The organism is Xanthomonas sp. WHRI 10207, assembly GCF_040202975.1.
Lineage (GTDB): Bacteria > Pseudomonadota > Gammaproteobacteria > Xanthomonadales > Xanthomonadaceae > Xanthomonas.
Genome location: NZ_JBEGDX010000001.1, coordinates 366966 through 388271 on the forward strand (window position 1 = coordinate 366966; position 21306 = coordinate 388271).

Below are 21306 nucleotides of genomic sequence, written 5' to 3' on the forward strand. Positions count from 1 at the left end.
TATGCGGCATGGATGCCGCATAAGAGCCTCCAGGGACGGATTCACGGCGTGTCCCGCGATGGTGGGCGGGCAAGAGCCCTGCAGATAAAACGCAGATCAAGCGTTCCGCAACCGACCCAGTCAAAGCACCCAAGCTTCCCAAGACAGCGGGAGAGCTCCATGGATGGATGCACGGCGCGTCCCGCGATGGTGGGCGGGCAAGGGCCCTGCAGATAAAACGCAGATCAAGCGCTCCGCAACCGACCCAGTCAAAGCACCCAAGCTTTCCAAGAAACCGAGAACCCACCTCGCTGTTAGAGCATCTGACAAAACGCCGCGAGCGAGAGGCCGACGGCTGCAGAAGGCGCACCCAGAACCGGCATCCCGCATCTCCACCTGATGCAGGCCCAGCCGAACAACACCGACACCCTGCTGATCGACAAGTAGTGGTGCGTTACCGGCTCCCAGTCTATCGATGCACCTGCGTGAACCGGCTGACTCTCGCCGCCTCGATATCCGGGGTGCGGCACAACGCACGCGCATCGCCGCCACCCCGGGCGACCGGAACTGTGCGCTACGTCGTTGCGCAGGCGCGCCGGAATCGCATCCAGTCATCGGCAAGCATCACAGAAATGTAATTTTCTTTTGCAACAACTTGCATTCGGTACATTCCGGCGCGCCCTAATGGCGTCCCGGGGACAGGGGCCCGGTGTTTCGCACCCGTTGCTTCCATGTCTTAGGAGAGAGAGACGATGAAGTCGAAGTCGATGTGCACCACAGTGGGTCTGATCGCCATGTGCCTGGCCGGATCGGCTGCCGCTGCCGGCAAGCCGCTGTATCAGACCGGCCCGGCACTCAGCCGCGGCGCTGCGGCAACCGCTACCGCAGAACCCTCGTTGCAACGCCTGTTGAGCGCCCCGTCCACCACCAACGCACAGGTGGTGCAGCTCGACGCCGGTGCAGTGGTTGCCGGTGAAAAACTGCTGGAACTGCAGCTGGATGGCCAGACCATCACCGCCACGCAGGCCAAGGTGGATGCGTTGGAAGGCGGCGATAGCGTGTGGTACGGCAACCTCGGCCCGCGTGCCGGCACCCGTGCACGCACCTTGTCGGGCGTGGATCCGCTGAACTCGGCCATCCTGGTGCGTAGCGGCGACACCGTCACCGGCACCATTCGCTACGCCGGCAAGCTGTATCGCCTGCGTCCGCTGGCCGATGGCCGCCATGTGCTGGTGCAGGTCGACGAGCAGCGCATGCCGCAGGAGCATCCGGCCGAATACAGCCTGCTGCCCAAGTTCGACATGCCTGGCGATGGGCGCGTGACCGCGGCGGCGGCCTCATCCGGCAGCCCGGCCACCATCCGCGTGCTGGTCGTGGCCACCAACAAGGCGGTAACCGCGTACGGCGGCAACATGCAGTCGCTGGTGCAACTGGCGGTGGCCGAAGCCAACCAGGGCTACATCAACAGCAATGTCGGCATCACCTTGCAGCTGGCCCGCTACGAGACCACCAGCTACACCGAAACCGGCAACTTCACCACCGACCTGCAGCGCTTCCGCGTCACCAACGACGGTTACATGGACAGCATCCACACCAGCCGCAACACCTACACGGCCGATGTGGGCGTGATCGTGCTGGACAACAGCAGCTACTGCGGCTTGGCCTCTGGCATCGGCTCCACGGCCGCCAGCGCCTTCGCATCGGTGTACTGGGATTGCGCCACTGGCTACTACAGCTTTGCGCATGAAATCGGGCATTTGCAGAGTGCCCGCCACGATTCCACCAACGACCCGAGCACCTCGCCATACGCCTACGGTCACGGCTATCGCTACGGCAACAGCTGGCGCACCATCATGGCCTACGACTGCACCAGCGGCTGCCCCCGGTTGAACTACTGGTCCAACCCCAACATCAGCTACAACGGCGTGCCCATGGGCAATGCCAGCACCGCCGACAATCAGCGCGTGCTGGTCAACACCAAGGCCACGATCGCCGGCTTCCGCTGATCTTTGCGGCGTTTGCCGATTCCTTGTGTGATTGCGATGGCCCGGCACCGACAGGTGTCGGGCCATTGCGCTACACCCGAGCGCGGTGATCGCGCAGACTAGACGCACCGTCGGCACCTGCCGGCCACGTCCCGTCAGCGGAGCACTCATGTCCATGTCCTCGCGTTATGCGCTGCTGTGCCTGGCCGCGCTGGCAGTTGCCGGATGCAAACAGCAACCTGCCGAGCCCGCCGCCACTCCACCCAAGCCCGCAGTTGCGGCGCCAGCGCCGACCACCGAAAACGCTGCCGAAGCGCGTGCGTTGCAGGTACTCGAAACGCGCTTGCAGAGCGACAAGGTGTACCCGGACAACTGCATCAGCATCATGGCCGAACAAGACGATCCGCCATCGCCGGACGTGTTTGAATTTGCCGTGCACGAACGCCACGGCGACGGCTGCCCAGGCGACCCGCAGACCAGCCCGGTGCGTGACCGTTTCCGCGTTCAGGCCGACGGCACGCTGTTCTGGTACGACGTGGTCAATGCGGATTTCGTCGACTACGCCGAGCGGGCGCGCAGCACGCAGTGACGCGTTGAAGTGGTTTGACCAGGCAGGAGTGCGCGCCCGCATTGGGTTTGCCGCCGAGCGCTGAGAATTGAGGGTTTCCGCACCAAAGCGCGCTACTGCTAGCGGCATCGGTTGTCGATGAGCGTCGCCAAGTGCGGCCCTTCAACAGCGCGATTCATCGATATGTCCGGTGCCGGGTGGACTCGCTGCGACACTCGGATTGAAATGCAGAACGCGCGCGCTGCGTCGTTTTGAGCGCGCTCTGCATTGGCTGGCCTTACCGAACGTCCTTGCCGGTATCCAGGGAACGCTGTCGTGCTTGCAAAGCATGAGTCACGATTGGCTTGCGATGCGGATAACAGCGGCGACGCGCGCACAACCGGCGGCGTCACGGCTCACCGCGGCGCGATCCCCGCATGCAGGTGCAGCTGCAGCTGCAAGTGCCGGATCTACAGCGGCAACTGCTCCAACGCAACGCCATCGGCATCCACACGCAGCACCGAACCTTGCTCGTACCAGTCGCCCAGCACGATGCGCGAGCAGGTGTTGCCACCGGCTTGCAGAGTGTGGATTGCAGGGCGATGGGTATGGCCGTGGATCATCCGATCCAGCCCGTACCGCACGAAGGTCGCTTCCACCTCGGCCGGCGACACGTCGGTGACGGTTTCGAGCTGCGCCTGGTCGCCCTGCTTGAGTTCGGCGTAGCGGGCCTGGCTAGCCGCACGCGCCTGCTGCGCGAACGCCACGCGCGCTGCCAGCGGCTGCGCCAGAAACTGCGCCTGGAACGCCGGGTCGCGCGTCTGCGTGCGAAACGCCTGGTAGGCGGTGTCGTCGGTGCACAGCAGGTCGCCGTGCATCAGCAGCGTCGTATGGCCGTAGAGATCGATCACGGTGGGGTCGGGCAGGATGCGGAAGCCCGCGCGCTGTGCGTAGGCATCGCCCACCAGGAAATCGCGGTTGCCCGGCATGAAGAAGACCGGGACGCCGGAATCGGCCACTGCGTGCAGTGCCACCGCCACCTCGTCTGCCGCGGTGGACGGCGTGTCATCGCCGATCCAGGCTTCGAACAGATCGCCAAGGATGTAGAGCGCATCGCTACCGGGCACCTGCGTCCGCAGGAAATCCAGAAACAGCGCGGTGATCGCCGGCCGGGCCGGATCCAGATGCAGGTCGGAAATGAACAGTGTCGTCATCGCGCCATTGTACGGCGCGACCGCCGGATGGCGAGGCGCGGGAACTGCGATTGCGTGAGGGGGCGATTAGCGCATTGCAGCGGGGCATGCCTGCGCAGGCAACTCGGGCAGAGTCCGCTCTCCTGCGGAAAACGATGAGGCATGAAGCGAGGGCACATGCGAGGACGCGCAGTGCAGTGTCGCAACACACCGCTACCCAATCAGCGCCGGCAGCCCCCACAACGACAGGCTCGCCAGTCCCACCCCGATCGCCGTGGCGGCCAGTACGTCGCTGGGGTAATGCAGCCCGAGCACCACGCGCGACAGCGCCACGCATGCCGAAAATGGCACCAGCAACGGCGCGAGCCATGGGTAATAGGCCAGTGCCACGATGCTGAAGGACACCGCATGCAAGGTATGGCCGGACGGAAAACTGAACTCGTCCAGCGGTGCCACCCAGGCGCGGATACGCACGTCGGCCGCATACGGGCGCGGGCGGCGGGTCCAGCGTTTGAGTGCCTTGTACAGGGTCAATGCGAGCACGCCGGTGGCGGCCATGTGCGCCGATGCGCGAACGCCGTCCATGCCGTCGAGCAGCACCAGAATGCCCATCAGGCTGTACCAGAACACCCCATCGCCCAGCCGGCTGACGGTGGCGAATGCGCGGCGTACCGGGTGGCGCCGGCACCAGTGATTTGCGCGCCGGCACCAGCGCGCTTCGTGGCCGCGCAAGACCTCAAGCCGCGTTGACGACATAACGCCCCCGTGCCGCAGTGATTCCCAACAACAAGCCATCGAAGTCGGACACGACATTGTCCGGATGCAGCCTTTTCATCGCCTGCGCTGCCGCCGTACCGAGGCGTTGGCGCAGCGCGTCGTCTTGGGTGAGCGTGACGGCGGCCTGGATAAAGGCCGCATCGGTGTCTACCGCCGCGCCGGTCTGACCATTGCGCAGATACTCGCGGGCGGCACCGTAGTCGAAGGCGACCGTCGCCACACCGCTGGCCATCGCCTCCAGGGTCACGTTGCCGAAAGTCTCGCTGCGGCTGGGAAACAGGAACAGATCGCCGCTGGCAAAATGGCGCGCCAAGGCATCGCCACGCTGCACACCGCAGAAGATGAAGTCCGGATTCTCTTGCGCGATCTTTGCGCGCGCCGGGCCATCGCCGACCCACACAAAGCGCGCTTTCGGGCGGATCTGCTGCAGCTTGCGAAATGCCTGCACCGCCAAGGGCAGATTTTTTTCGTTGGCGATCCGTCCCACATAGATCACTGCAAAGCCTTCGTCTTCGATGCCCCACTCGGCGCGCAAGGCATGATCACGACGGCCGGGATCGAACTGCTGGCTGTCCACCGCGCGTGCCAGCAACTGCACACGTTCGAAGCCGTCGTCGCGCAGCAACTGTTGCAGCTCGCGCGTCGGCACCAGCGTGGCATCGGCCTGGTTATGAAAGCGCCGCATCCAGCGTAGCGCGGTGCCTTGCAGCCAGGCGGCACCGTAGTTCGGCAGGTATTCGTCAAAGCGCGTGTGGAAGCCGGATGCGACCGGAATGCCCAGCCGGCGTGCCGCCCGCATCGCCGACCAGCCCAGCGGGCCTTCCGTGGCCACGTAGATCGCATCCGGTTGCGTCGTTCGCCAATGACGGATCAGTCGCTGGGTCGCTGGCAGCCCGAATTTCAGCCCCGGGTAGCGCGGCAGCGCAGCGCCACGCACCAGCAACGCATCGGATGTGCCGGTGTCGCTGCTCTGACGTGGACGCACAACGTCCACCTGATGTCCGCGTGCGCGCAGGCCGGTTTCCAGGCCGTGGACGGTCAGCGCAACACCGTTGACCTCGGGGGGATAGGTTTCGGTAACGATCGCGTAGCGCATGCCGCTCTCCCGTTTTCGCTAGCTTCCGGCAGGGCGATGGCATTGATGTTGCGCCGACAAGACGCGGCAGTGACAGTGGCGCCGGGAATCGGGAATCGGGAATCGAGAATCGCAAAGGCAGCGTGCTGCATTCGTTCGGCGTAATCGCCGCCAGTCAGAAACTTCTCAGAGCCCCGTGGTCGACTATTCCCGAATCCCCATTCCCGATTCCCGCCTGAGGCCGCAGGCCTCAGGTTACAAACGGTTTGAACGCGATGCCCAGGCCGGCCATGCTTTCGACTTCGCCGATCAGATCGGCGCGCAGCAGCGGGCGCGAATCGATCCAGCTTTGCGACAGGATCAGCGACAGCCGCGTGTCGTCGGCGGTGAGTTCCAGTGTCGGAATCGGGTCCGATTCGTGCGCACGGTGCAGCAGCACTGCCAGCCGCAGCAGCGCAGCCTTGCGGCGGGTGGGCAGCAGCAGCCGGTCGGGAAGCGCGTCGAAGGCGGTCTTGGGCACGTTGCGTCGATGCGTGCGCACCAGCGAGGCGACGACCTGTTGTTCCTGCCGCGAAAAACCGGCGATATCCGAATGTTCCAGGATGTAGCTGCCATGCACGTGGTACTGGCTGTGCGCGATGATCAGGCCCAGCTCGTGCAGGCGGGCGGCACGCCGCAGCACCTGCGCGTCGTCGCCATCCAGCTGCCAGGATTCGCACACCTGATCGAACAGGCGGCAGGCCGTGGCTTCCACACGTTGCGCCTGTACCTCATCGATGCCGTAGCGCTGCACCAGCGAGGCCACCGAGCTATCGCGCGGATCGTTTTCGCCGCCGCGGCCGAGCATGTCGTACAGGATGCCTTCGCGCATCGCCGCCTTGCTGACCATCAGCTTCTCCAGCCCCAGGGCCTGGAAGGCCGCTTCGAGCACCAGAATTCCACCGGCGATGATCGGCCGGCGCTCGGCCGCCAGGCCGGGCAACTGGATATCTTCGATGCGCTTGGCCTTGAGCAGCTCATCGCGCAGCGCCGGCAGCGCCTGCGCGGTGATCGCACCCTTGGTGAGCTTCATCGCCGCGCACATGTCGCCGATCGCCTTGTGCGTGCCGGACGAGCCGATCGCCTCATGCCAGCCCAGCGCCTTGTACTGGCCGGCAAATTGCTGAAATTCGGCGCCGATCTCGGTCAGCGCATCTTTCCATTTTTTCTTCGACAGCTTGCCGCCCGGGAAAAACCGCCGCGTGCTGGCGATGCAGCCGGCCTGCAGACTCTCGCGTTCCAGCGTCTGAAATCCGCGGCCGATGATGAATTCGGTCGAGCCACCGCCGATGTCGATCACCAGCCGGCGTTGATCGGGTTTGGGCGGTTGCGCATGGGCAACGCCCAGGTAGATCAGGCGCGCTTCCTCACGCCCGCTGACCACTTCGATCGCGTGCCCGAGCGCAGTTTCCGCCGGCATCAAAAACGCTTGCGGCGAACGCAGCTGACGCACCGTGTTGGTCGCCAGCGCGCGCACGCGCAGCGAGGGCACTTCACGGATGCGTTGACCGAAGCGCGCCAGACATTCGAGCGCACGTTGCCGCGCTTCGTTGGACAGGCCACCCTTGCCATCCAGGCCGTCGGCCATGCGCACGGTTTCGCGCAGGCGGTCGACGACGCGCAGCTGACCCATCAGGTAGCGCGCAATGACCATGTGGAAACTGTTGGACCCTAAGTCGATGGCGGCAAGAAAATCGCCGTCGCGCAGGGGCGGAATCGTGGGGGAGGGCGTTGGCATGGCCGCATGGTAGCCGATGGGCGGTCGGCCACGTGAGAGGCCACGGCCGCGGCGTTCTCAGATCCGATCGAGCAAGGTCATCTGCGCCGAATGTGCCGGTTCGCCAGGGCCGGGGGTGCGCTTGTGGTACACGCCTTCGGCATCCAGTTCCCAGGCACTGACGTTGTCGTCCAGGTAGTTCTGCAGCACTTCGCGATAGACGCGCTTGGCCAGATCCGGGTCCAGGATCGGGAAGCAGGTTTCCACGCGGCGCAACAGGTTGCGTTCCAGCCAATCGGCGCTGGCACAGTACAACTCGGCCGCCCCGTCGTTGCCGAACCAATAGACACGGCTGTGTTCCAGGAACCGCCCCACGATCGAACGCACGCGGATGTTGTCCGACACACCGGGCACTCCCGGCCGCAGCGTGCAGGCGCCACGCACGATCAGATCGATCTGCACCCCGGCTTGCGAGGCGGAATACAACGCACGCACCACCTGCGGTTCGTTGAGGGCATTCATCTTGGCGATGATGCGGCCGGGGCGGCCGTTACGCGCCAGGCGGGTCTCGCGTTCGATCCGCTTCAGCACACCGGCATGCAAGGTAAATGGCGATTGCAGCAATTGTTCCAGCTTCATGCGCGGGGCAAGCCCGGACAACTGCTGAAACAGCATGTGCACGTCGTTGCCGATCTCCGCATCGGCGGTGATCAGGCTGATGTCGGTATACAGCCGCGCAGTACCGCTGTGGTAATTGCCGGTGCCCAGATGCACATAGCGTTTGAGCTTGCGCCCCTCGCGCCGCACGATCAGCAGCATCTTGGCGTGGGTCTTGAAGCCGACCACGCCGTAGACCACCTGCACGCCGGCTTCCTGCAACTTGTCGGCCAGGCCCAGGTTGGCCTCTTCGTCGAAGCGCGCACGCAGCTCCACCACCACGGTGACGTCCTTGCCGTTGCGCGCGGCCAGAATCAGCGCATCGACAATCAGCGAATCCTTGCCGGTGCGATACAGCGTCTGCTTGATCGCCAGCACGTTCGGGTCGACCGCTGCCTGGCGAATCACATCCAGCACCGCAGTGAACGCATCGAAGGGATGATGCAGCAGCACATCGCCCTTGCTGACGATCTGGAAGATGCCCTCGCTGTCGCGCAAAGTGCGCGGGTTGAACGAGGGGTACTTGAGCTCCGGGCGCTGCACCAGGTCGTAGACCTGGGTGACGCGGCTCAGATTGACCGGCCCGACGATGCGATACACCGCGTTCTCGTTCAAGCCGAAGTTCTGCAGCAAGGTGCGCATGATCGGCGCCGGGCAATCGTGCGCAATCTCCAACCGCACCGCCGGCCGGTAGCCGCGCGTGACCAGCTCATCGCGCAGTGCAAGCGCCAGGTTTTCGACTTCTTCTTCGTCCACCACCAGTTCGGAATTGCGGGTGACGCGGAACTGGTAGGAGCCCTTGACCTGCATGCCCGGGAACAATTCGTCCACGAACTCCGACAACACCGAGGACAGGAACACAAAGCTCTGCGCACCCTCCGGCGACAGGCTGGCCGGCAACTGGATGATGCGTGGCAGCGAGCGCGGCGCACGCACGATGGCCAGATGGCCGGCGCGCCCGAACGCGTCCTGGCCTTCCAGCACCACCACGATGTTCAAGGTCTTGTTGAGAATCTTCGGGAACGGATGCGCCGGGTCCAGCCCCAACGGCGACAGCACCGGCATGATTTCGTTGCGGAAGTAGGCACGCAACCAGCGCTTCTGGCGCGAGGTCCACGTCGCGCGGCCGAGCACGGCAACGCCGGCCTCTTCCATCGCCGGGCGCAGCACGTCGTTCCATGCGTGGTACTGCTGTTCCACCAGTTTGGCCGCGCGGTCGTGCACAGCATTGAGGATGGCCGTGGGGCTCAATCCGTCCGGCGCCGGCGGCAGGCCAAATTCCTGCGCATGCCGCACGGTGGCGGCGCGGATCTCGAAGAACTCGTCCAGGTTGGTGCACGAAATGCACAGGAACCGCAGCCGTTCCAGCAGCGGAACCTGTTCGTCCAGCGCCTGCGCCAGCACCCGGAAATTGAAGTCCAGTTGCGACAGTTCCCGATTGATGTACAGCGCCGGATCACGCAAGGGATCGGTGGCGATGTCTTCGGAAGGTGTGACGTCGTGCAGTTGTTTGGCGTGGCCCATGGAGTCGGTCATCAAGACGAGTTGGTGTGCGGTGTTGCTACAGGCGCGTTGCGGTGCAGCGCGTGCAACGTGCGTTGCGCAGGTGCATCGCGTCGCGCGGCGACGCGCACTCCCTACATATCATGCCAAGCGTGACAGTGGCAGGGACTGTTCGCGCTGCACGATGCGTGCGCCCACAAAATGACACGAGAATTCGCTGCCGCGTCCCACTTCGCTTTCGATCTCCAGCCGTGCCTGGTGCAGCCCCAGGATGTGCTTGACGATCGACAGCCCCAGCCCGGTGCCGCCGCTCTCGCGCGAGCGGCTGCTGGATACGCGATAGAAGCGCTCGGTGATGCGCGGCAGATGCGAGGCAGGAATGCCGTAGCCGGTGTCGCGCACTGCCAACGCCGCGCCATCGCCTTCGCGCACGAAGCGGATCGTCACCGTGCCGCCGCCGGGCGTATAACGCACCGCGTTGGTGACTAGGTTGGAAAACGCGCTGTGCAATTCCTTGTTGGAGCCGAGCAGATCCACACCGGCCTCATCAATCACGTCCACCGTATGCCGGCCCTGGCTATGCGCCTCGGCCTCGCGGCGGAGTGTCGAAAGCATCGGCGCCATCGCCACGTGTTCTTCGCCGAGTTCTTCCTGCGATTCCAGCCGCGACAGGGTCAGCAGATCTTCGACCAGCTGCGCCATGCGCTGCGACTGCTTGCGCATCTCCGCCAGCATCGGGCCGGAGTCCGGGAAGTCCTCCGGATCGAGCATGTCCAGATAGCCGTGCACCACCGTCAATGGCGTGCGCAGCTCGTGCGACACATTGGCCACGAAATCGCGACGTACCTGTTCCAGACGCAGCAGCTTGCTGACATCGCGTGCCACCAACAGCCAGTAGTCGTCGGAGTAGGGGATCAGGCGCAGATTCAGGCGCAGATCCGGGTCCACTGGCGAGGCCGCATCCAGCATCGGCTCGGCGTTGCGGCCGGCTGCCAGCCAGTGCGCCAGCGGCAACGGCTGCAGCCGCTCCACCACCGACACGCCCATGTCGCCGGGATGATGCAAGCCGAGCAGGCCGCCGGCCGCCTTGTTGAACCACTGCACGCGCTGGCTGTTGCGATCCACCACCACTACCGCATCCGGCAGCGCCTGCGCGGCGGCGCGGTAGGTGCGCAGCATGTCGATCAAGCGGCGCTTGCGCCCACGCATTTCGGCCTGGCTGCGATACAGCAGACGGTCCAGTTCGTTCCAGGCACCCACGCCGGCGGCAGGTTCGGCACGCTGGCGTGCGGTGAGGCGACGCAGCACCTGGCGCAGCCGCCAGTAATGCCAGGCCAGCACGCCCAGCGCGGTGAGCGTCAGTGCTATCCACACATGCCCGATCAGCACGCCCGCTACGACGGCAGCGCCCAATAACAGCGCAAGGGTGCCGAGCGTCTTGAGCCAGGCGGAACGGATATGTTGGGGCATGGAAGGCGTTACCACGAAGCGTCAGGTAGGTAGCCAACCCGGCCAGGCAGCGGCCGGGTTGCCGTGCGGCACGTACTTAAGTTGCCGACGAAAAACGATAGCCCGAGCCACGCACGGTCTGCACCATGTTTTCCAGGCCGAACGGTTCCAGCGTCTTGCGCAGGCGGCGAATGTGCACATCGATGGTGCGTTCTTCCACATACACGCTGCCGCCCCAGACATGGTCCAGCAACTGGGTGCGGGTGTACACGCGCTCCGGATGGGTCATGAAGAAGTGCAGCAGGCGGTACTCGGTCGGGCCGATCGGCACCGGCGCATCGCCGGCGAACACGCGGTGCGCCGCGCCATCGATGCGCAGCCGACCCACCGCCACGCTGCCGTCTTCGTCGTCCTCGCGGGTGCGGCGCATCACCGCACGGATACGCGCCAGCAACTCGCGCGCCGAAAACGGCTTGACCACGTAGTCGTCGACGCCTGCTTCCAACCCGCCAACACGGTCGTTTTCTTCGCCACGCGCGGTCAGCATGATGATCGGAATCTCGCGCGTCAGCTGTTCCTTGCGCCAGCGCCGCGCCAGATCCAGCCCGCTGGTGCCGGGCAGCATCCAGTCCAGCAGGATCAGGTCGGGGACGCGGTCGGCAATGGCGGTCTGTGCTTCGCGCGCGTCGCCGGCATGGATGGGCTCGAACTCGCCTTTGCGCAGCGCGAACGCCACCATGTCGCGGATCGCGGGTTCGTCATCGACGATTAGAATGCGTTTTTGCACGCGGGGCTTACCGTCTGGCTTTGGTGATCGCCAGTAGACTACGGTTTTGTGACTCTAATGTGACATCGCTGGCGTTGCTTGTAGACAGGCTGCCATTTTGCGAAGCGGGCTGAGCCGTTGCGAGCGTTTCCAGGCCCGGGCGCCGCATGCCGCCGTCGGCGCCAATCTCGTGCCAGCTGTCAACGCGTGGAAAGATCCGGGTCGCGAATGCCCTGGCGACGCAGCTCCAGCACGGTGGGCGTAATCGCAGCGATGCGCGCATCCACACGCGCCCGCGTCACATAATCCAGATCCTTCTTTTTCAGTGCTTCCAGCTGGATCAGGGCCTGCTCCGGGCGCCCGTTTAACGACGCCGATTCGGCATAGGCTTCGCTGGCGCGCAGATGGTCGCCAGCGAGTTCGCAGGCGCGGGCGTAGGTCTGCTGCAGCAACGGGTCTTCGCCGTTGCGGTAGAGCAGGGGTTCCAGCACCTGGCGCGCGCGCTGGCCGGATTCCTTGCTGGCTTGTTCGTTGAGCGCGCCGGCATAGGTCAACGCCACCGCACGGTTGTTCGGCAGCCGCTTCAGCAACGCATCGAAGCGCGCATTGGCCGCCTCGCGCTGCCCCACGCGCGCCTGCGCCTCGCTCAGGCCCAACGCCAGCCACAGGTTGTCCGGATGCGCCTCCAGCAGGCCGGCCAGTTCGGCCACCGGCTCGCTCGGCCGGCTTCCGCTGTTGCGCAGCTGTGCCAGCGCCAGCCCGTAACGCTGCGCATCGGTCAGGCCTTGCTTGGCACTGCGGCGCAGGTTTTCGTATTCGCGAATGGCCGCATCGGGCGTGCTCGCACTGAGCACGCGCAGACGTTCCTTGGCCCAGTCGAAACTCTGTTGATCGCCGCCACGACTCAACGCATCCACCGGCAGCCGCAGTGCATACGGCAGCAGCGCGTTGCCATTGCGGCTCAATGGTTCCGATAACGACGGGTCGGACGGGTCCACGCGCTCCTGGCGCGTCCCGCCCGGCACCGAGGTGGTCAACACCACGGTGTTCTTCTTCATCTGCTCGGCGCGCGCCTTGGCCTCGCTGATGCGGGTGGTGGTGACCGGGTGGGTCTGCAGGAAGTCCGGCGCGCTATAGCCGCCCTCGTTGGCGCGCATCGCCACCGACATGCGCTCGAAGAAGCCGGCCATCGCGTCCACGTCGTAGCCGCTGCGCACCAGCGTACGGATGCCCAGTCGGTCGGCTTCGGATTCGTTGGAGCGGGTGTAGTCGATCTGGCGTTGCTGCATCAGGCCCATCGCACTGGTGATGGTGGCCATGGTGGCATCGCCTTTGGAATTGCCGCCGGCCTGCTGCGCCGCAACCACCGCCGCTAGCATGCCGAGCAAGATCGGAATCTGGTCGCGCTGCGCCCGTTCCACTCCGCGCAGCACGTGCTGCTGGGTGACGTGGGCGATTTCGTGCGAGAGCACGGCCGCCACTTCATCCTCGCGCTCGGCGGTCAGCACCAGCCCGGCGTTGACCGCGATATAGCCGCCCAGCGTGGCGAACGCGTTGATCTGGCGGTCGCGCAGCATGAAAAAGGTAAATGGCTGCTGCGGCTGGTCGCTGTTGGCGCCCAGGCGGGTGCCCATGGTCTGCAGCCAGTCGCCGATCAACGGGTCGTCCAGCACGTAGTCGTAGTTGCGCAACTCGGCCAGCATCATCTTGCCGTACTCGGCCTGACGGGCCGGGGTCAGCAGCTCGCCCGCCGACGAGCCGATATCGGGCAGGCGGCTTTCCTGGGCAGGTGCCACGCCCATGGCGAGGGCCAGGGTGAGGGCGGTGGCGAGCGGAAGCAGGCGCAAGTGAAACTCCCAGGTGGTGCGCGGAGCATGCGGGCAGCGCAGCGCAGCGGTGTGAATCGGCAATTAATCCACAGTGTTGCGGTGACGACATGGAAATTCCAGTCGCCCGCTACCATGTATCAGACCTCAGACCCACCACGGAGTTTCCTGTGAGCCAAGACCACACCGGGCAGGACGCGGCCACCGGCCCGCAGATCACCCTGTATTCCACCGCCATTTGCCCGTACTGCGTGGCGGCCAAGAACTTCCTCAAGAGCAAGGGCCAGACCTGGACCGAGGTGCGGATCGACCTGGACCCGGTCGAGCGCGACAAGATGGTCGCCCTGGCGCGACGCACCAGCGTGCCGCAGATCTTCGTTGGCGACACCCACGTGGGTGGCTACGACGACATGATGGCCATGCACCGCGCGGGCAAACTCGAACCGCTGTTCTCCGCTGCGGGCGGCCAGGCATGAGTGGTTCCGACGACGGCAGCGCCGATCGCCTGCGCGAGTTCACCGACTTCCGCCAGCGCATGAACCAGCGAATCCTGGCCGAGCCCAATCAGGTCGTGCGGCGCTTTTTCGCGCTGGATACCCAGACCTACCAGGCCGGCGCGCTGGATGTGAAAACCAAGGAGCTGCTCGGCCTGGTCGCCTCGATGGTGCTGCGTTGCGACGACTGCATCAGCTACCACGTGGCGCAATGCAAGGAGGCCGGCGTCACCCGCGAAGAGTTCTTCGAGACCTTCTCGGTTGGCCTGGTGGTCGGTGGCTCCATCGTGATCCCGCATCTGCGCCGCGCGGTGGATTTCCTCGACCAGCTCGATGGCGGCGCGCCTGCGCCGGCCGAACACAGCCACGGCTGATCCAGCGCTGCTGTGGCTCCAGTGCGCCGCCCACCGAGGCGGCGCGCTGCGTTTTGGGGCCTGGCGGCCATCCGGCGCACGGGACCTGGTTCGCGCTGCCGCGCGCGGTGTCGTGGAGAGCCTGCAGGGGTTGGGAGGACACGCACCGGTTCGGCATCCGTCCGGGCCACGCGCGCTGCGGCCGCTGCCCCTGTTGCCAGCCCCTTAGACGATGGTCGGTTTGGGCGCGGTCACCGGCATCGGGCATAATTGCCAGTGAAACCTCCTTGCGCCGCTCTGCCGGGTTTGACGGCTGGCGCTCCCCCCTTCAAGTTCGGAACCCCAACCTTATGACGCAGACAATCACGGTCATCCGCGGCGACGGTATTGGCCCGGAGATCATGGATGCCACGCTGTTCGTGCTCGACGCGCTGCAAGCTGGCCTGACCTACGAGTACGCCGACGCTGGCCTGGTCGCGCTGGAAAAGCACGGCGATCTGCTGCCCGAGTCCACCCTGGCCTCGATCACCAAGAACAAAGTGGCTTTGAAAAGCCCGCTGACCACGCCGGTTGGCGAAGGTTTCAGCTCGATCAACGTCGCCATGCGTCGCAAGTTCGACCTGTACGCCAACGTGCGTCCGGCCAAGTCGTTCCCCAACACCAAATCGCGTTTCGCCGATGGCGTTGACCTGATCACGGTGCGCGAAAACACCGAAGGCGCGTATCTGAGCGAAGGCCAGACCGTGTCCGAGGATGGCGAGACCGCATTCTCCGGCGCCCGCGTCACCCGCAAGGGCTCCGAGCGCATCGTGCGCTACGCCTTCGACCTGGCGCGCGCCACCGGCCGCAAGAAGGTCACCGCGGTGCACAAGGCCAACATCATCAAGTCGACCTCGGGCCTGTTCCTGAAAGTCGCCCGTGACGTCGCCACGCAGTACCCGGAAATCGAATTCCAGGAAATGATCGTCGACAACACCTGCATGCAGCTGGTGATGCGTCCGGAACAGTTCGACATCATCGTGACCACCAACCTGTTCGGCGACATCATCTCCGACCTGTGCGCCGGTCTGGTCGGCGGCCTGGGCCTGGCCCCGGGTGCCAACATCGGTCTGGATGCGGCGATCTTCGAGGCCGTGCATGGCTCGGCGCCGGACATCGCAGGGCAGGGCAAGGCCAATCCATGCGCACTGCTGCTGGGCGCCGCGCAGATGCTGGACCACATCGGTCAGCCGCAGAACGCCGAGCGCCTGCGCGAAGCGATCGTCGCTACGCTGGAAGCCAAGGACTCGCTGACCCCCGACCTGGGTGGCACCGGCAACACCATGGGCTTCGCCAAGGCCATCGCCAGCCGCCTCTGAGCGCGCGGGTAGATCGCACAAAAGAAAGGGCGCCTAGGCGCCCTTTCTTTTTGGTGGAAGCGAATTGCTTGACGTCAGTGTCAAACCATCAGGCCAGGCGATCGCTGTTGCGATTTCCCAATCCCGATTCCCCGTTTAATTGCGCGACTGCAGCTTCGACAGCAGGCGCAAAAACTCGATGTACAGCCACACCAGCGTCACCATCAGGCCGAACGCGCCGTACCACTCCATATGCTTGGGTGCACCCTGCTCGACGCCGCTTTCGATGAAGTCGAAGTCCAGCACCAGATTCAGCGCTGCCACCACCACCACGAACAGACTGAAGCCGATGCCGATCAGGCCCGAGTCGTGGATGAAGGGAATGCGCACACCGAACAAGCCCAGCACGATGGTGGCCAGATACACCAGCGCGATGCCGCCGGTGGCCGCGACCACACCCAGCTTGAAGTTCTCGGTGGCCTTGATCAAGCCGCTGCGATACGCGAACAACAGCGCGAACATGGTGCCGAAGGTCAGTAGCACCGCCTGGAACACGATGCCGTTGAAACGTGCCTCGTAGACGGCCGAGATCGAACCCAGAAAAAAGCCTTCAATCAGCGCGTACAGCGGCGCGGTGACCGGTGCCCAGGTCGGCTTGAAGCTGGTCGCCAGTGCAAACACCAGCCCGCCGATCGCACCGGCGATCATGTACAGGCGTGCTGCCGGCAGCGGCGCGCCGTCGGCACCGATCGATTGCGACCAGGCAAACGCAGCGGTGGCGACGGCCATCAGCAACAGCAGGCCGGTCTTGTTGACCGTGCCGTTGAGTGTCATCGCCTGACCATCGCGGGTGACCACCGAGCCGGAGCCGAGGTCGAGGAACGTGGATTCCCGAAGAGCCGGGTTACCGCTACGCATGCGTGTTCTCCATGAAAGTGGTGCTCGCCGTACCGGTGAGCGTTGCTGCGAGGATACCGGATCGCCGAATTTACACAGAGTGATTGACAGCGAGGCCAATCGTTCCCAAAATAGCCGACCTTTCCAGCCTTTGGGATGGAAAGGTCCCGCCGGGGTATAGCGCAGTCTGGTAGCGCGCCTGCTTTGGGAGCAGGATGTCGGGGGTTCGAATCCCTCTACCCCGACCATTCCGAGCTCTTGACGGCGTGGGAGTGCAAAGTTCGGTCCGGGCGCCCGTAGCTCAACCGGATAGAGCACCGGCCTTCTAAGCCGGCGGTTACAGGTTCGAGTCCTGTCGGGCGCGCCATCGGCGGTGCGGTAGGAAGTAGGTTTTCAGTGGTGGCTGTAGCTCAGCTGGTTAGAGTACTGGATTGTGATTCCAGATGTCGGGGGTTCGAGTCCCCTCAGCCACCCCACTGATTGCAGGAAAGTTTGACCCGACGCATCGCGGGGTGTTGCAACGAAGCAAAAATGCACATACAATGTGCGACCAGTTTCAGGGCCGTTAGCTCAGTTGGTAGAGCAGTTGACTCTTAATCAATAGGTCCAAGGTTCGAATCCTTGACGGCCCACCAGACAGGCAGCCACTCAGCGTAAGTTGAGTGGCTGTTTTTCTTTGTGCCGATGCCTGGTCCAGGCGCACTGTATTCCCCGCATCGCTGCGCGGCCATCTACGCGTTTATCGCAACCCTTGGTGCCCACCTCGGTGCGCGAAATCGATCGGCTCGACCTCGTCATCTTGGAGATGACGAAGTGGTGATCCGAAGACGGCGACAATGCTCCGGGTACCGCCTGATGTGTTGTCGCCTCGCCTCGCAGCGATGCATCGCGCGCCCTGGCTTTAGCGCTGCTTGTCCAGCAGTTGCTGGCGCACGGCGATCATGCAGCTCTCCTTGATGATCAGGTGCTCCAGAGCGCTGTTGTCGTCGCTGTTGCCGCTTCCAAGATCCAGCACCGAAACCTGCGTACTGCCGTGTCGCCTGAAGCTGTCGATGGCGGTGGTGGCGTTCTTCAGTGGCACGGTGGCGTCATTGGACGAGCCGCACAGCAGCGTGCGCGTGCGTGGCGTCCAGTCCAGCAGATCGTTGCGCGCCAGGTCTTTGCGGAACGGGTTGTTCGGATTGCGTGGCACGTCCTTGTAGAAACTCGGCTGGAAATAGCTGCCGATCTTGTCGATGCCCGGCAGTGCGTCGCCGATCGCAAGATCGGTCAGCTCATCCTTACCCGGAAAGTAACCCTCGACCTTGCTCGCCCACGGGTCCTGAAAGACCTGCGACGGAGCGAGATAGATGTTGTGATAAGCATGCTGCATGCCGACCAGCGCGTAAGTGGCCAGCACCAGGCCGAAGGTGCTTTCGCCAACCGCATTGGTTCCGCTCCAGCTGTCCAGGAAGGTCTGACTCAGCGCATACGGCCCGGAGATCGGCGCGCTGGCAACCAGATTGAATTCCTTGGAATCGTGCGCTTCGATCTCGCGCTGGGTCGCCATCGCGGCATGCCCGCCTTGCGAATATCCCGACAGCATGACCTTGCCCGATAGTGGCGTGTGCAAACGTGCCAGAACCTGGCGTGCGGCGCGCATCGCGTCGATGCTCGCACTGGCCTCGGTGGCCGCGTGCAGATAAGGATGGAACGGATACTGCGACTTGCCCAATCCCAGATAATCGGTGCTGACCACCACATAGCCCTTGCCTGCCAATCGAGTGACAAGCGGGTCGTCGCCCTTTGCATCGCGGATGTCCTTCGCCTGTTCCGCAGTACGTTTGGGTTGGGTGCCCTGGTTCCAGCTCAGCAACGGGTAGGGGCCTGTGCAGCGTGTGCCGCCCGGCACCAGCAGAACGCCCGACGCGGTGGTCGGCTCTCCCTGGACACCGATCGTGGCGTAGGTGAACTCGGCCACGCGAACATCGCATGTCGGAAGGTCGCTGGCTTTGTCGTCGGGCAGCAAGGCGGCAAGTGCCGAGCGGGTATAGCTGGTCAGGAAGTTACTGTTGAGCAGGGTGCCGCGCGCAGGCGATGCCATTGCGATCATCGGCAGAAAAGCCAGTGCAGTCCCAATGGCAGTGAACAGGCGTGACGCATTGCGATTCCGTATCTGGACCATGGAGTGGTGTCTCATGTGTAGTTACCCGAGAAGTGCGGATTGCGTGGGGAGCGACCGGGAACTCGAAAGCTTCCGCTGCGACGCAATCCCTTGCTGGCGTTGGTGCAAGTTTTGTATCCGATAACGACGTGCAGTCAGGTGCGTATCGGCCAGTGGGCTTTCAAAAAAAGCGGCACGCGATATGCCGACAAGGCGAGTGCGAGTTAACAGCGCCAGATGATGTGCTTGTGGGGCAGGCCAGGATTTCCCAACAACGAAGCCCGCACTCCCAGCGCGAACGCGCGCGGTCTGACGCGATTAATCGCCGCTCCGCGTTTATCGGGTGTTTGACGCAATAGATTCGCAGAGTGATGGAAGGTGGCAGAGAGGTGCGCGACGCCTGGTTCCCTGCTGGTAACTCACTATGGCGGCGACTGCATGCAGTCGCCCGGTAGGCAGCACGACACATCCATGCCGGAACGATCTGCATGGGCATTAAGTAAGAAGTATCGAATACCGAATGGATGCTGCTGCATCACTGGATCAGCAGGCTACCAACTGCCGCCTTAGATATTCGAAACTTCCCTTCGCCTCGATTAAGGCAAGGGTGTTACCGATATGTTGCAGACAGTGGTGAAAGAATTCTGCAATTGCAACGCCGCGCGCAATCGCCGCAGTTAGCGATTTACGTCAATTTATCTGCATAACAAACGCATGCAGCTACGCATGTTTGCATTCGCCAACCGAGTGTTACGCCTGGTCCACGCGCGGAAACGCAAGCAGGAAACGCGCGCCCTTGCCCGGTGCCGATGTCACGTCGATAAAGCCGCCTGCCTGGCGCACCGCGCTGTAAACCTGCGCCAGGCCCAGCCCGGCTCCCTTGTCTGCGCTCTTGGTGGTGAAGTACGCCTCGAATAGACGCGACTGCACATGGCTGTCCATGCCGTGCCCGTCATCGGCAACCGCGATGGTGGCGAACTCGCCAGCGGGTTTGGTCAAGGTTGCATCGGCCTTGGCGACCTGCGTTTGGCCGGTCTCCACACGGATGACGCCGCCGCTTGCGCAGGCATCGCGCGCATTGATGACCAGATTCAAGATCGCGCGCTCCACCGTATGCCGGTCGACCATGGCGCAGCATCCGCCCGCAGCAGTGTTCACCTGCAAGCGCAGGTCTGTGCCGATGACCTGTTCCAGCAACGGATTGAGCTGGTCGGCCAGTGCGGCAAGGTCAACAGGTTCGGGGCTATACGGATACTGGCGCGAAAATCCCACCAGCCGCTGCGCCATGACCGAGCCATGTTGAAGCGCGGCATCGGCCACGCCGAGCAGTTTGGTGTCCTGTGCGTCGATCTGCCCACGCTGGACCACCAGGTCGATCGCCGAGGTAGCGGCTTGCAGCACATTGTTCAGATCGTGCACCACGCCGGCCAGCAGTTGCCCGACCGCCTCGCCTTTCTGTGCCTGTTCGGAAATTCGTTCGGCAGCACCCTGTGCGGCGCGCGCAATATCCAGATCGTCCTCGATGCGCTCCTGTAGATCGCGCAGGCTGTGCAGCTCGGTCGACAGAGAATTCTCGCGCGTGCGTGCCAGCATCAGTGCGCCCGTGGAGAACTCGCGCTCTGCCTTCAAGGTGCGGTCCAGCGTATGGAAGGCAGCTTCCAACGCACGGCGGTCGGAAATGTTCTTGCTGACCGCCAGGATCGCCTCGACGTTGCCGTCTGCGTCGAACAACGGGCTGGTGACCACCTGCCAGGTCTGGCGCACGCCAACGAAGTTGACGCAGCTGGCCTCGAACTCGTGCACCGCGCCCGCGAGCGATGCAGTAAGTGCCGTATCGATCAAGCCGACGGCTCCCGCCGGCCAGAAGTCCCGCCACGGGCGAGAGAGCAACTGCTCGGGACGACTGGCCCCCAAGACGGTCAGTCCATTGGCATTGATCGCCGTGATCCGCCCGTCGAGGTCGATCTCTTTGATGCAGTCTCGCGACAGTGCCACGATCTGACGGTATCGGTCTCTCATTGCGACGGCGCGCTCTCTCGACTTGGGCTTAACAGAATTTTCGCAAATATTGACGCAGTCATGTACACGCAAAAGCATCAGGTTTGGGCTGGGATCAGGCCGGGGGGTGAATCGTTCACTTGAGTTCGGTTGGCGGGCACCTCCGGAGCGCCGATTTGGCAGGTCCATGCATGCCATGCCTGCCTCAACCCGGCGCGCTGCCTTGGCAGCCCGTTCGCGGCGCTTTTTCTTTGCCGGCATCCCTGCAACAATGCGCACGCACCTGCGACATCGCGAAAGTGGCGGAATTGGTAGACGCACCAGATTTAGGTTCTGACGCCGCAAGGCGTGGGGGTTCGAGTCCCCCCTTTCGCACCAATGCAGTGCGGCCGTGAGTGCTCCGGCCGCTGCCGCTCCGGCAAACCCGTCTTGTCCGCTGCAAACGCCGGTGCGCGCGTTCCGCTGGCAGCCGTCGCCGTTATCGGCGAAACTACAAGGCTCGGCGGCATTCTCGCCATCCGTCAACCCGTCTCTTCCATCTCGTGCCGACGCTTGTGCTGTCGGTGGCAGG

The 21306-nt window shown here is 64.0% G+C and carries 16 protein-coding genes and 5 tRNA genes; 10 read left to right on the forward strand and 11 right to left on the reverse strand.

Features of this window, described 5'->3' with window-relative positions:
- Positions 1-731: 731 nt before the first annotated feature.
- Entirely contained in the window at positions 732-1985 is a 1254-nt protein-coding gene (locus ABQU90_RS01670) for a zinc-dependent metalloprotease (protein WP_055846011.1), read from the forward strand.
- A 148-nt stretch (positions 1986-2133) separates the two neighbouring features.
- The gene (locus ABQU90_RS01675; protein WP_323521793.1) at positions 2134-2553 is read left to right on the forward strand and encodes a hypothetical protein; all 420 of its coding nucleotides are present in this window, start codon (positions 2134-2136) and stop codon (positions 2551-2553) included.
- Between the two features lie 428 nt (positions 2554-2981).
- Here ABQU90_RS01675 and lpxH read toward each other — a convergent pair whose 3' ends face one another.
- The 8 genes from lpxH to ABQU90_RS01715 all read right to left on the reverse strand — a co-directional run bounded on the left by lpxH (position 2982) and on the right by ABQU90_RS01715 (position 13534).
- Positions 2982-3725, reverse strand: coding sequence for a UDP-2,3-diacylglucosamine diphosphatase (gene lpxH / locus ABQU90_RS01680; protein ID WP_323521794.1), 744 nt, complete (start codon positions 3723-3725; stop codon positions 2982-2984).
- 192 nt (positions 3726-3917) lie between these two features.
- Complete coding sequence (locus ABQU90_RS01685; protein WP_055846003.1) at positions 3918-4460, reverse strand: phosphatase PAP2 family protein; 543 nt, start codon at positions 4458-4460, stop codon at positions 3918-3920.
- On the reverse strand, positions 4441-5577 hold the full coding sequence (locus ABQU90_RS01690; protein WP_323521795.1) for a glycosyltransferase family 4 protein: 1137 nt from the start codon (positions 5575-5577) through the stop codon (positions 4441-4443). The genes ABQU90_RS01685 and ABQU90_RS01690 overlap by 20 nt, the downstream gene beginning before the upstream one ends.
- A 229-nt stretch (positions 5578-5806) precedes the next feature.
- Entirely contained in the window at positions 5807-7333 is a 1527-nt protein-coding gene (gene ppx, locus ABQU90_RS01695) for an exopolyphosphatase (RefSeq protein WP_115512381.1), read from the reverse strand.
- Positions 7334-7390: 57 nt separating this feature from the next.
- Positions 7391-9493: a polyphosphate kinase 1 gene (ppk1, locus tag ABQU90_RS01700; RefSeq protein WP_055846336.1), complete on the reverse strand. Its 2103-nt coding sequence runs from the start codon at positions 9491-9493 to the stop codon at positions 7391-7393.
- Between the two features lie 120 nt (positions 9494-9613).
- On the reverse strand, positions 9614-10942 hold the full coding sequence (gene phoR, locus ABQU90_RS01705) for a phosphate regulon sensor histidine kinase PhoR (protein WP_323521796.1): 1329 nt from the start codon (positions 10940-10942) through the stop codon (positions 9614-9616).
- A 76-nt stretch (positions 10943-11018) separates the two neighbouring features.
- Positions 11019-11708: a phosphate regulon transcriptional regulator PhoB gene (phoB, locus tag ABQU90_RS01710; RefSeq protein WP_002806631.1), complete on the reverse strand. Its 690-nt coding sequence runs from the start codon at positions 11706-11708 to the stop codon at positions 11019-11021.
- A gap of 179 nt (positions 11709-11887) precedes the next feature.
- Positions 11888-13534 carry a M48 family metalloprotease gene (locus ABQU90_RS01715; protein ID WP_055845992.1) on the reverse strand — a complete coding sequence of 549 codons (1647 nt, stop codon included), beginning with the start codon at positions 13532-13534 and terminating at the stop codon, positions 11888-11890.
- 149 nt (positions 13535-13683) lie between these two features.
- On the opposite strand from ABQU90_RS01715, the gene grxC reads away from it, so the two are divergent.
- The 3 genes from grxC to ABQU90_RS01730 all read left to right on the forward strand — a co-directional run bounded on the left by grxC (position 13684) and on the right by ABQU90_RS01730 (position 15718).
- Positions 13684-13989: a glutaredoxin 3 gene (gene grxC, locus ABQU90_RS01720; RefSeq protein WP_055845990.1), complete on the forward strand. Its 306-nt coding sequence runs from the start codon at positions 13684-13686 to the stop codon at positions 13987-13989.
- Positions 13986-14381: a carboxymuconolactone decarboxylase family protein gene (locus tag ABQU90_RS01725; RefSeq protein WP_319607152.1), complete on the forward strand. Its 396-nt coding sequence runs from the start codon at positions 13986-13988 to the stop codon at positions 14379-14381. Before grxC ends, ABQU90_RS01725 begins: the two co-directional genes overlap by 4 nt.
- Positions 14382-14710: 329 nt before the next feature.
- Positions 14711-15718, forward strand: coding sequence for an isocitrate dehydrogenase (locus ABQU90_RS01730; RefSeq protein ID WP_006451741.1), 1008 nt, complete (start codon positions 14711-14713; stop codon positions 15716-15718).
- 135 nt (positions 15719-15853) lie between these two features.
- Here the strand turns inward: ABQU90_RS01730 and ABQU90_RS01735 are convergent, their stop codons facing one another.
- Positions 15854-16615 carry a Bax inhibitor-1/YccA family protein gene (locus ABQU90_RS01735; protein WP_055845987.1) on the reverse strand — a complete coding sequence of 254 codons (762 nt, stop codon included), beginning with the start codon at positions 16613-16615 and terminating at the stop codon, positions 15854-15856.
- A 150-nt stretch (positions 16616-16765) separates the two neighbouring features.
- On the opposite strand from ABQU90_RS01735, the gene ABQU90_RS01740 reads away from it, so the two are divergent.
- The 4 genes from ABQU90_RS01740 to ABQU90_RS01755 all read left to right on the forward strand — a co-directional run bounded on the left by ABQU90_RS01740 (position 16766) and on the right by ABQU90_RS01755 (position 17229).
- A tRNA-Pro gene (locus tag ABQU90_RS01740) sits at positions 16766-16842 on the forward strand.
- A gap of 42 nt (positions 16843-16884) precedes the next feature.
- Positions 16885-16961: transfer RNA gene (locus ABQU90_RS01745), tRNA-Arg, on the forward strand.
- Between the two features lie 32 nt (positions 16962-16993).
- Positions 16994-17070 (forward strand) — tRNA-His (locus ABQU90_RS01750).
- A gap of 83 nt (positions 17071-17153) precedes the next feature.
- Positions 17154-17229 (forward strand) — tRNA-Lys (locus ABQU90_RS01755).
- A 266-nt stretch (positions 17230-17495) separates the two neighbouring features.
- Here ABQU90_RS01755 and ABQU90_RS01760 read toward each other — a convergent pair.
- A complete protein-coding gene (locus ABQU90_RS01760; RefSeq protein WP_323521798.1) occupies positions 17496-18758 on the reverse strand; it encodes an alpha/beta hydrolase family protein in 1263 nt (420 codons plus the stop codon).
- Positions 18759-19487: 729 nt separating this feature from the next.
- Complete coding sequence (locus ABQU90_RS01765; RefSeq protein WP_311239712.1) at positions 19488-20756, reverse strand: two-component system sensor histidine kinase NtrB; 1269 nt, start codon at positions 20754-20756, stop codon at positions 19488-19490.
- A 272-nt stretch (positions 20757-21028) separates the two neighbouring features.
- Between ABQU90_RS01765 and ABQU90_RS01770 the strand changes: the two genes are divergently transcribed.
- Positions 21029-21113: transfer RNA gene (locus tag ABQU90_RS01770), tRNA-Leu, on the forward strand.
- Positions 21114-21306 lie beyond the last annotated feature (193 nt).